We start from the raw sequence: 10,649 nt of genomic DNA on the forward strand, positions 1-10,649 counted from the left end.
CGGATTCGAAAAGGGTGTTCCTATCGGCCCAGGCGCGCGGTCGAATTCCGTGGTCAGTCGCTCCCCGGTGGTTGTCCACCCAGACGCCAGTCGCGACGGTTACGAGCATAGCCGATGCGTGGCGCCGCGCACGCGGACGTTTCCCGTCCTGGGCCGGGCGACTGCAGAATCGTTTCGATCCCGTTGTTCCCTTGCAGCGCTCGGGCGGCTAGGTTTTGTTCATGGTCCTACCTCTTGATGTGCCCCTCGTCCCCGCTCCGGTGTCCGCGAAGGCGCGGGGCGGACGCCTGCCGCTCACCGCGACGACGCGAGTGCTCGGCTCCTCCCCCGCCGCCGGACAGCTGATCGACGCCGTCGAGCGTCGCACCGGCCTCCGCCTCGCCGCGGTGGAGTCCGGCCCTGCCGAGATCGAGCTGTTCGCCGACCCGGCTTCCTCTGCCCCGGAGGGCTACACGCTGGAGATCGGCGACCGCGCCGTCCTCATCGGCGCCGACGAGGCGGGGCTCTTCTACGGCGTCCAGACACTGCTGCAGCTGCTGCGGGAGGACGACGCCGGCTGGGGACTGCTCCGCGCCGACATCGCCGACGCACCGCGCTTCCCCCGCCGCGGCGTGATGCTCGATGTGGCCAGGCACTTCTTCGGCGTCGACGACGTGAAGCGGTTCATCGACAGCACCAGCGCCCTGAAGTTCAACCACCTGCACCTGCACCTCACCGATGATCAGGGCTGGCGCGTGCACATCGACTCCTGGCCGCTGCTCACTGAGCGGGCCGCCGCCACCGCGGCGAACGGCGCCCCTGGCGGCTACTACACCAAGGACGACTACCGCGAGATCGTGGCGTACGCGGCCGCGCGTCACATGATCGTGATCCCCGAGGTCGACCTCCCCGGTCACACCCACGCGATCGGCGTGGCCTACCCCGAGCTGGTCGAGGCCCCGGTCCTGAACGACGCGCTGGTCGCCCAGTCCGAGCAGCTCGGCCAGCCGCTCCCCGTGGCGGGAGAGCCCTACCTGGGCTGGGGCGTCGGGCACTCCAGCGTCCGCATCCACGAGGAGGAGACGTACCGGTTCGTCCGCGACGTCGTCCGCGAGCTCGCCGAGATGACGCCCGGGCCCTACATCCACATCGGGGGCGACGAGTCCCTCGGCACACCCCAGGCCGACTTCGACCTCTTCGCGGAGCGCGCGACGGCGATCGTCGTCGAGGAGGGCAAGACCCCGGTCGCGTGGCACGAGATGGGATCCGCAGCCGACATCGCCCGCGGGACGGTCGGCCAGTACTGGGGCATGACGACGCCGACGGGTACGCACGCCGAGGAGGCCACCCACTTCGTCGAGCGCGGCGGCGCCCTCCTCATGTCGGCGGCGGATGCGACCTATCTCGACATGAAGTACACGGCCGACTTCCCGCTGGGTCTCACGTGGGCGGCGATCATCGACGTCCGCCGCGCGTACGAGTGGGAGCCGACTGCCGTGCTCGACGTGCCGGACGGGGCGATCCTGGGCATCGAGGCCCCGCTGTGGTCGGAGACCACCCGCACGTTCGATGAGGTGGAGCAGCTCGTGTTCCCGCGCGCCGCCGCACAGGCCGAGATCGCCTGGTCTCCGCGCGAGGGTGCGGGACGCACGTGGGAGTCCTTCCGCGACCGGCTCGGTGCGCTGGCACCGCTGTGGAAGGCTGAGGGGGTCGATTTCCACCCCGCCCCCGAGATCCCCTGGAGCGCCCGTTGAAGACCCTCTCCTCCGTGACCGGTTCCCTCGTCATCCACTCCGTCCGCCTGGTAGACCGCGGGGAGATCGTCGAGGACGCGTGGGTGCGCATCGAGGAGGGCGTCGTCGTCGCGCGCGGCACGGGCACGGACTGGGAGCCCGCGACCGACGTCGTGGACGGGGCGGAGGTGGGAGGCACCGGCGCGCTGCTCACGCCGGGCTTCGTGGACATCCACGGACACGGCGGAGCGGGTGCCGCCTACGACGACGGCGTGGACGCCATCCGGACGGGGCGGCGTCTGCACCGGGAGCATGGCACGACCAGGGCCGTCATCTCCCTCGTCACCGGGACGATCGACGACCTCGCTCGCAGCGTCGCCACGATCGCGGCGTTGACCAGGACGGACGGGGACGTCCTCGGGTCGCACTTGGAGGGCCCGTTCCTCGACCCCGGTCACCACGGCGCCCATGAGCCTTCGCTGCTCCGCCACCCCGTCGCGGCCGACGTCGCCCGGCTGCTGGAGGCCGGAGAGGGCACCGTGCGACAGGTCACCATCGCGCCGGAGCTCCCTGGCGGAATCGACGCCGTCCGCCAGATCGTCGCGGCCGGCGCCGCCGCCGCCGTGGGACACACCGATGCCGACGCCGCGATGGCCGTCGCGGCCTTCGAGGCCGGCGCCTCGCTGCTGACCCACGCGTTCAACGCCATGCCCGGCATCCACCACCGCGCTCCCGGTCCGGTGCTGGCCGCGGCCGCCGACCACCGGGTGATCCTGGAGGCCATCGCCGACGATGTCCATCTCGACCCGCATGTCGTCAAGCTCGTGTTCGATGCGGCGCCGCACCGCGTCGCGCTCATCACCGACGCCATGGCAGCCGCAGGAAGCGCCGACGGACACTACGACCTCGGTGCGGTGAAGGTCACCGTCGAGAACGGCGTGGCCCGCGCCGACGACACGGGCTCGATCGCCGGCTCCACGCTCACCCAGGACGTCGCCCTGCAGCGGGCCGTCGCGGCGGGCGTCGCCCTGCCGGAGGTCGTGCGCGCGCTCACCGAGACGCCCGCGCGGGCGATCGGACGCGATGCGCACCTCGGTGCGCTGCGTCCTGGGCTGCTCGGCGATGCCGTGCTGCTGGACGCGGAGCTGCGCGTCGCGCGGGTCTGGACAGGACCGGCGCTGCCCGCCTAGGGGTGCAGCGCTTCGCGCGACGCGCAGCGCTGCGGTCTCCGGTCGATCGGACGAGACGGTGACGCCGGACTCCCCAGATCGACATCGCGCATCTCGCAAGGTGGGAGTGGAGGGCCGCCGTTCTCCCCAGATCGGCGGCCCTGTCCCTCCCGTTCGAGCGGGCGGGGCCGGGAGCTCCTCCCCCGAGGATCCCGACCCGCCCACTGGTGCAGTACCCCCCGCACCAGTGCCGGAACTCCGCCCCCCGGTGGAGTCCCATTCGGCTGTCTCTACGGGATGAGACGTGGGGTGCTGCGGTTCATTACGCGGTTCTCGGAAAAAAGTTCAGAGCACCTTCCGCGCCGCTTCTCCGCAGGGTTGTCGTCGACCGCGGAGCCATCCCGAGCATCTGCTCAAAGTCCTCCCTGGGGCTGGCCACCCGGTCGATTTCGCGAGAGAATCGTCTGACCGCGTAATGAATGACGCCTACCCGCGTCTCTCCTCCTGGGGACGGTCGTGTGCCCCGGGACCAGATGGATGACCGTGCACCGAGAGAACACCACACCAGACGAGACCATCGGCGATGCCGACCTGATCCTTCGCGTCCGCTCCGGCGACAGGGGGGCGTTCGGGGAACTCTGGAGGCGGCACTATCCCTCAGGAATGGCCGTCGCGCGTTCGGTGACGTCGTCGATCGATCCCGATGATCTGGTGCAGGAGTCCTACACCCGCATCTATCAGGCGATCCTCAAGGGCGGCGGCCCCAATGGGTCGTTCCGCGCCTACCTCTTCACCAGCATCCGCAACACCGCGGCCGCGTGGGGACGCGCGCGCCGCGAGACGGCGATCGACGAACTCGACACGGTCGCCGACCCGGACAGCACCGAGCACGCCACGAACGAGGCGCTCGACCGCAGCCTCACGGCCCAAGCCTTCCGCAGCCTCCCCTCCCGGTGGCAGGAAGTCCTCTGGTACACCGAGATCGAGCAGATGAAACCGCAGGAGGTCGCTCCCCTCCTCGGGATGAAGGCGGGTGCGGTGTCACAGCTCGCCTTCCGCGCTCGTGAGGGACTGCGCGAGGCCTGGATCCAAGCGCACCTCCGCAGCGCCAGCCCGGGCTCCGAATGCCAGTGGACGATCGAGCACCTCGGCGCCTACTCGCGCGGCAACCTCGCCACCCGCGACCACCGTCGCCTGGAGCTGCATCTGAACGAGTGCGCCCGCTGCATGATCGTCGCCGCCGAGGCGAAAGACGTGTCCAAGCGCCTCGCGCTGGTGCTGCTTCCCCTGGTTCTCGGCGCGACCGGCGCCTCCGGCTACCTCGCCGCCCTACAGGGCGGTGCACCTGTCGTCGCGGTGGCGGCGATGTCCTCCACCGTCCCCGGGGCCGTTTTCCTCGGCGACGGCGGCGTCGGCCAGGCGTCTGCCGGCGCGGCGGGCGGCAGCGCGGCCGGCTCTGCCGGCGGTGCGGGCACGGGAGCGAGCTCAGGCGGCGTCTTCACGGGCATGGGCGCCGTCGTCGGCGCCGGTTCCGCTGCCCTCGTGGTCGCCGGCGTCGTCGCAGCGGCCGCCATCGTCCCCGGGCTCGCAGGGGCGAATCCCGCCACCTCGCTGCCCAGCGCCTCCGACACCGATCCGTCGTCGATCACGACCGACATCGCCCCGGATTCCTCGCTCGACCTCGATGAGCCCCTGGTGATCGAGACGCCGCCCGACGATGAGACACCTGCCCCTCCGGTCGAGGAGGAAGCGGCTCCACCGCCCTCCACCGAGACCGGGCCCGACGCTGCTCCCGCCACCCCGGAGATCCCCGCGGCGCTTCCCGAGGCGACGCAGCCGCCGGTCGCCCCCGTGGACCCGGTCGACCCGGCGGACCCGGTCGACCCGGCGGACCCGGTCGACCCCGTGGACCCGGTCGACCCCGTGGACCCGGTCGACCCCGTGGACCCGGTCGACCCCGTAGACCCCGTAGACCCCGTAGACCCGGTCGACCCCGTAGACCCCGTAGACCCCGTAGACCCGGTCGACCCCGTGGACCCCGCGATCCCCACGGACCCGCCCACCTGGAGCACCGCCGACGTCTGGCTCGACGTGGATCTGCACTGGTACTACGTCGTGCCGATCGCCGGCGCCCCGGGTACGATCGTGCAGGCCCTCCTCGGCGGCGAAGACGCCGGTCGCGTCGTCCTCGGCGAGGACGGCACCGGCACCCTCGAGCTCCGCGCTTCGTGGGAACAGTTCTGGCTCGCCCGGCGCGTACCGGTGACGTTCCGATACCTCCTCCCGTCCGGAGAGGCGGGCCCCTCGGCCGACACCACGCTCTACGCGTTGGAGCCCGAGGGCGCGGGCGCGGATGAGCGCACGGCGGCTTCTGCGCCCGTCGAGCAGCCGGCGGTCGTCATCGACGAGGCCGAACCGGTGGCGGCTCCGGTCGAGGCACCGGCGCCCGACGCGGCCTCCGAGGAGAACGCGGCACCCGCCGTCGAGGTCGCGGACCCCGTCCTGCCGGGGCCCGCCGCAACGGCGCCGACAGACGCCGCCCCGGCCGCCGAGGCGGCACCGGCCGCGCCCGCACCCGCCGATGACGCCGCCGCCGTGCAGACGGAGGCCCCGGCCGAGGCGGCCACCGTCGCCGAATAGACTGGACGCATGACCCCGGATTCCGCTCCCGTCGCCGGCGTCGACCGTCCGGCCATCACGGCCCTCGACATCGTGCGCGTCGTCGTCCTCATCGTGGCGATCGCCTCGCTGGCCCTCTGGGGCTTCGCCAGCTGGGATCTGCCGTGGAACATCGTGATCGGCGTGGGGGCCCCCGTGGTCACCCTCCTGCTGTGGGCACTCTTCCTCTCCCCGCGCCCGGTGCTCCGGGTGCATCCCTTCCTCCGCGCCGTCGTGGAGCTCTTCATCTACGTGGGCGTGACCATCGCCTGGTGGTCGATGGGTCAGGCGCTCATCGGCACCGCGTTCGCGCTCGTCGCCGTCGTCGCGGGCGTCCTCAGCGGGCGCCGCGCCCTGGCGTGAGCGAGCGGTCGTGAGCGTCGTCTCGCTGCTCATCGACGCCCTCGGCGCGCGCGTCGACGTCAGCGAGCAGGCCAGGCACGCTGCGCGGGCCGATCGCTCCGGCCATGCCGCCGCGGGGCTCCCGCTGGCGGTCGTGCACGCCGAGACCGTGGACGATGTCCAGCAGACCATGCGGATCGCGACCGCCACGCGCACGTCGGTCGTGGTGCGCGGTGCCGGAACCGGACTCGCGGGAGCCGCCAACGCCGGCGACGGCGAGATCGTCCTCTCGCTCCGCCGGATGGATGCGATCCTCGAAGTGCGACCAGACGACCTCCTCGCCGTCGTCGAGCCGGGCATCCTCAACGCCGACCTCAACGCGCACCTGGCGACGCACGGCCTGTGGTGGGCTCCCGACCCCGCCAGCCGCGACATCTCGACCGTGGGCGGCAACATCGCGACCGGCGCCGGCGGGCTGCTCTGCGCGAAGTACGGCGTCGTGCGGGATGCGGTGCTCGGCGTCGATCTCGTCCTCGCCGACGGCCGCCTGTTGCATCTGGGACACCGCAGCGTGAAGGGCGTGACCGGACTCGACCTCACCGCTCTCGTCGTGGGCTCCGAGGGGACGCTCGGCGTCGTCGTCGGCGCGACCCTCAAACTGCGTCGGCTGGTGCCGGGCGAGACTTGCACGGTGACGGCGACCTTCCCCGGAGTGCGGGCGGCCGCCGCAGGCTCCGCCGCTGTGACCGCCGCGGGGATCCAGCCCGCGATCATGGAGCTCATGGACGCCGCGAGCCTCGCCGCCGTTCACACCCTGCTCGCGCTTCCCGCACCGACGCCCGGTGCCGCGCAGCTGACGATCCAGACCGACGGCCCGGCCGCGCGCGCGGAGGCGCAGGCGATCGCCGCGATCCTGAGCGCTCACGAAGGCGTCCCCGTGGTCTCGCACGACCCCGTCGAAGGAGACCGTCTCCTCGCGGTCCGGCGGTCCATGCACGCCGCGATGGCGTCGTTGGGGACCACCCTCATCGAAGACGTCTCGGTGCCGCGGAGCGCCATGCCGGCGATGTTCGACGAGATCGCCCGCATCGAGCGCGAGTTCGACATGGTGATCCCGACCGTCGCGCATGCGGGCGACGGCAACCTGCATCCCAACTTCATCTTCGAGGGGGCGGAAACGCCCCCTGAGGTGTGGGCGGCGGCCGACGAGCTGTTCCGGGCCGCGATCCGGCTGGGCGGGACACTCACCGGCGAGCACGGCATCGGCGTCCTGAAACGGCGCTGGCTGGCCGACGAACTCGGCGACGACCAGTGGCGCCTCCAGCGCGACATCGCCGCCGTGTTCGATCCCCTCGGTCTCCTCAATCCCGGAAAGGTCTTCGCCCCCGATGCCTGACATCCATGTGAGCGCCGCCGTGATCGTCGATGACGAGAACCGCGTCCTCGTCGTCCGCAAGCACGGCACGACCCGCTTCATGCAGCCGGGCGGCAAACCGGAGCCCGGCGAGTCCGCGGCCGAGACGCTCATCCGCGAGCTGCACGAGGAGCTCGGTCTTGTCCTGGCCGAGTCGGACCTCCGGCCGCTGGGGCGGTTCGTGTCGGCCGCGGCGAATGAGCCGGGGCACCGCGTCGTGGCCGACGCCTTCTCGGCCTCGATCGATCCCGACGGGGTCCGGGTGCAGGCCGAGCTCGCCGAACTGCGGTGGATCACTCCGGAGGACGCCCTGGCGCTCCCGCTGGCCCCGCTGAGCGTCGAGCACCTGCTGCCGCTCGCCTGGCCCGCCGGAGCGCGCTAGCGCGCCCGGATCAGATGCCCTGCCAGGAGGGCTTGTTCGCGAACGTGTAGCGGTAGTAGTCGGCGAGCCGCAGCTTCGAGGCGGCGGCCTCGTCGACGACGACGGTCGCGTGCGGGTGCAGCTGGATGGCCGACCCGGGCAGCAGCGCGGTGAGCGGGCCCTCGACCGCGCCGGCCACGGCCTCGGCCTTGCCGGCGCCGAACGCCAGCAGCACGAGGTGTCGAGCCTCGAGGATGGTGCCGAGGCCCTGCGTGATGCAGTGCATCGGAACGTCGTCGATGGCGTCGAAGAAGCGGGCGTTGTCCTCGCGGGTCTGCTGGGTGAGGGTCTTCACCCGCGTGCGGGAGGCGAAAGAGGACCCGGGCTCGTTGAAGCCGATGTGCCCGTCCGTGCCGATGCCGAGGATCTGCAGGTCCACCCCGCCCGCCGCGGCGATGGACGCGTCGTAGTCCACCCCCGCGTGCTGAATGGTCGCCTCCGCGCCGTTCGGGACGTGGATGCGCTCAGGGTCGAGGCCGAGCGGCTCGACCACCTCGCGGGTGATCACCGAGCGGTAGCTCTCCGGGTGGGAGGGATCGATGCCGACGTACTCGTCCAGTGCGAAGCCGCGCACCTGCGAGACGTCGCGTCCCGCGAGGCGGCTGCGGAGAGCCTGATAGACCGGCAGCGGGGTCGATCCGGTTGCGAGTCCGAGCACCGCGTCGGGGCGGCGGTCGATGAGTTCGACGATCTCGGTGGCGACCAGGGCACCGGCGGCCTCGGCATTCTCGACGATGACGACCTCAGCCATGCGGAACGATCTCCTTCTCAGATTGGGATGCGCCCACCAGGGCGGCGCCGAAAGCGGCGGCGGGCGAACCCGCGGGGAGCAGTTCGATTCTCTCATCCAGCCGGAGGGACCTCAGGAACGGTGACGCCTCGGCCCCCGCGTGCAGAGCCGCACGGATCCCTTCCGCAAGCCGTCCGCCCAGAGCGGTGAGGCCACCGCCGATGACCACGGTCTCGACGTCGGCGGACAGCACGAGAACGCGCACGGCCGCTGCCGCACCGAAGAAGAGGTCCGCCTGCAGCGCCAGGGCGTGCGGATCCCCCGCCTCGGCCGCGTCGACGATGTCCTTGACGGGGAGGGCGCCAGGGCGCCCCCAGGCCTTGGCCAGAGCGCCCCCACCGCAGAAGGTCTCCACGCAGCCGCGCTGTCCGCACCCGCAGAGCCGCCCACGGGGATCGACCGAGAGGTGCCCGACCTCGCCGGCGGTTCCCCGCGAGCCCCGCCAGATGCGTCCGTCCACGACGATGCCGGCGGCGACCCCGGTGCCGAGGTTGAGATAGGCCATCGAGCCCGCGACGTCGCTCAGGACGGCGGCGCCGAGCGCGGCGGCCTTCACGTCGTTCTCCACCCGGAAGGGAATCCCGAGCGCCTGCTCGGCGCGCGCCGCGAGGTCGAGCGATTCCACCCCGAGGTTCACGGCATGGAGAACACGCCCCGCCTCCGCGTCCACGAGACCGGGGATGCCGATACCGGCGGAACCGACGGCGGACAACGGGAGCCCGCTCTCCTCGGCGAGCGCCGCGACGGTCGAGACGATGCTGTCGACGACGGCGTCCTCGCCCCAGCCGGTGGGGCGGCGGAGTCGGGCGAGGATCGTCCCCGCCGGGTCGACGGCGACCGCGTCGATCTTCGTACCGCCGACGTCCAGGCCCACGCGAAGGGGCCGACCGACGAGGTCGGCGAGGGCAGCGACGGTCATCGGATGCCGATCCCGGTCGTCGTCGCGGTGATCACGACACCCCCAGTTGGCCGGAGAGCACCATGACGGCGGCACCGCGGAGCACGATGTCGTCCTGACGGGTCAAGCGCACCATGACGTCTTCGAAGACACCCTCGAGCGTGCGCGCGTGCAGCGTCTCGACCGCCGCGTCGATGAGGGTGCCGTCAAGCAGTCCGGTGGGCCCGGAGAGCACGACCTCGGACAGGTCGAGCGCGGCGACGATGGGGGCGATGGCGATGGCCATGCGGGTGCCGGAGTCACGGAGGATCTCCTCGCGCGCGGCCGGGTCGGCGTCGATCGCCTCCTGCATCCGGCTCACGCTCAGCCACGCCTCGAGGCAGCCGATCTTGCCGCAGGCGCACCGAGGGCCGCCGTCGGTGCCGACGACGACGTGACCGATCTCCCCCGCGGCGAATCGGCTGCCGAGGAGTGGCTGGCTTCCGGTGATCAGCCCGGCACCGACACCGCGACCGATCTTGATGAGCATGAAGTCGGCTTCCGCCTCGCCGAAGGTGTACTCGGCGAGCACCGCCGCGTTCGCGTCGTTCCGAGCGAGGACGGGGAGGTCGAGCTCGAGGCTGAGCTTCGCCTCGAGCGGGAAGTCGGTCCAGCCGAGGTTGGGCGAGCTGAGCACGAGTCCGTCCGGGCGCACGACACCCGGGGTGCCGATGCCCACGCCGAGCACGGGCTGCGTGGCGATCTCGACGAGGCTCTGTGCGAGCGCGCGCAGCGCCTCGTACGCCGCATCGCCGTCGGGCCTCTCGGGCCGCGGCACCTGCCGTCGTTCCAGCACGTCGCCGTCGAGGCTGAGGACGGCACCCTCGAATGCCGTCGGCCCGGAGAGGTCCAGTCCGATGATCTGGTGGCCGACCCGGTCGATGTCGATGAGGATGGGCGGCTTGCCCGGGCCGACGGCCTCGCGGACGCCGATCTCGACGACGATGCCGTCGGCGATGAACTCCGCGACGAGGTCGGAGATCGTCACACGGGTGAGGCCCGTCTCACGAGAGAGATCCGCGCGACTCATCGCCCCCGAGTGGTAGAGCGTCTGCAGCACGAGAGCGCGGTTGTGTCCGCGCGCGTGCTCGGGGAGCACCTTGGTGCGCGAACGGAGGTGACGCGCGGGGCCGAAGGCGTGCGCGTTCGCGGCGACGAAGTCTGTCGTCGCCGCTGGGCGCTGGTCATCCGAAACGGACATGTTTG

The 10,649-nt window shown here is 71.9% G+C and carries 9 protein-coding genes and 1 riboswitch; of the genes, 6 read left to right on the forward strand and 3 right to left on the reverse strand.

Annotated features, from left to right (window positions below; genetic code table 11):
• Window positions 1-19 precede the first annotated feature (19 nt).
• Window positions 20-104: riboswitch (ZMP/ZTP riboswitch) on the reverse strand.
• Between the two features lie 117 nt (window positions 105-221).
• The 6 genes from CYL12_RS07975 to CYL12_RS08000 all read left to right on the forward strand — a co-directional run bounded on the left by CYL12_RS07975 (window position 222) and on the right by CYL12_RS08000 (window position 7,677).
• Window positions 222-1,733, forward strand: a complete 1,512-nt coding sequence (locus CYL12_RS07975) for a family 20 glycosylhydrolase (RefSeq protein WP_101847056.1) — start codon at window positions 222-224, stop codon at window positions 1,731-1,733.
• Between the two features lie 14 nt (window positions 1,734-1,747).
• Window positions 1,748-2,902: an N-acetylglucosamine-6-phosphate deacetylase gene (locus tag CYL12_RS07980; RefSeq protein ID WP_101848729.1), complete on the forward strand. Its 1,155-nt coding sequence runs from the start codon at window positions 1,748-1,750 to the stop codon at window positions 2,900-2,902.
• 516 nt (window positions 2,903-3,418) lie between these two features.
• A complete protein-coding gene (locus CYL12_RS07985; protein WP_101847058.1) occupies window positions 3,419-5,521 on the forward strand; it encodes a sigma-70 family RNA polymerase sigma factor in 2,103 nt (700 codons plus the stop codon).
• 9 nt (window positions 5,522-5,530) lie between these two features.
• On the forward strand, window positions 5,531-5,902 hold the full coding sequence (locus CYL12_RS07990; protein WP_101847061.1) for a YrdB family protein: 372 nt from the start codon (window positions 5,531-5,533) through the stop codon (window positions 5,900-5,902).
• A 10-nt stretch (window positions 5,903-5,912) separates the two neighbouring features.
• Entirely contained in the window at window positions 5,913-7,277 is a 1,365-nt protein-coding gene (locus CYL12_RS07995) for an FAD-binding oxidoreductase (protein ID WP_101847063.1), read from the forward strand.
• Window positions 7,270-7,677 (forward strand): NUDIX hydrolase, encoded by a 408-nt coding sequence (locus tag CYL12_RS08000; RefSeq protein WP_101847065.1) that lies wholly within the window; start codon window positions 7,270-7,272, stop codon window positions 7,675-7,677. Before CYL12_RS07995 ends, CYL12_RS08000 begins: the two co-directional genes overlap by 8 nt.
• Window positions 7,678-7,687: 10 nt before the next feature.
• Here CYL12_RS08000 and nagB read toward each other — a convergent pair whose 3' ends face one another.
• From nagB to CYL12_RS08015, 3 genes are read right to left on the reverse strand one after another with little or no spacing between them, the layout of a single operon-like run.
• On the reverse strand, window positions 7,688-8,467 hold the full coding sequence (gene nagB / locus CYL12_RS08005) for a glucosamine-6-phosphate deaminase (protein ID WP_101847067.1): 780 nt from the start codon (window positions 8,465-8,467) through the stop codon (window positions 7,688-7,690).
• Window positions 8,460-9,425 (reverse strand): ROK family protein, encoded by a 966-nt coding sequence (locus CYL12_RS08010; protein WP_101847070.1) that lies wholly within the window; start codon window positions 9,423-9,425, stop codon window positions 8,460-8,462. Before CYL12_RS08010 ends, nagB begins: the two co-directional genes overlap by 8 nt.
• A 31-nt stretch (window positions 9,426-9,456) precedes the next feature.
• On the reverse strand, window positions 9,457-10,644 hold the full coding sequence (locus CYL12_RS08015) for an ROK family transcriptional regulator (RefSeq protein WP_101847073.1): 1,188 nt from the start codon (window positions 10,642-10,644) through the stop codon (window positions 9,457-9,459).
• Window positions 10,645-10,649 lie beyond the last annotated feature (5 nt).

It is taken from the genome of Zhihengliuella sp. ISTPL4 (assembly GCF_002848265.1).
GTDB lineage: Bacteria > Actinomycetota > Actinomycetes > Actinomycetales > Microbacteriaceae > Microbacterium.

What these genes read in the sequence shown, in the direction of transcription:
- CYL12_RS08015 (WP_101847073.1), bottom strand. Translation starts at nt 10,644, where the DNA reads ATGTCCGTTTCGGATGACCAGCGCCCAGCGGCGACGACAGACTTCGTC.
- CYL12_RS08000 (WP_101847065.1), top strand. Translation starts at nt 7,270, where the DNA reads ATGCCTGACATCCATGTGAGCGCCGCCGTGATCGTCGATGACGAGAAC.
- CYL12_RS07975 (WP_101847056.1), top strand. Translation starts at nt 222, where the DNA reads ATGGTCCTACCTCTTGATGTGCCCCTCGTCCCCGCTCCGGTGTCCGCG.
- CYL12_RS08010 (WP_101847070.1), bottom strand. Translation starts at nt 9,425, where the DNA reads ATGACCGTCGCTGCCCTCGCCGACCTCGTCGGTCGGCCCCTTCGCGTG.
- CYL12_RS07990 (WP_101847061.1), top strand. Translation starts at nt 5,531, where the DNA reads ATGACCCCGGATTCCGCTCCCGTCGCCGGCGTCGACCGTCCGGCCATC.
- nagB (WP_101847067.1), bottom strand. Translation starts at nt 8,467, where the DNA reads ATGGCTGAGGTCGTCATCGTCGAGAATGCCGAGGCCGCCGGTGCCCTG.
- CYL12_RS07985 (WP_101847058.1), top strand. Translation starts at nt 3,419, where the DNA reads ATGACCGTGCACCGAGAGAACACCACACCAGACGAGACCATCGGCGAT.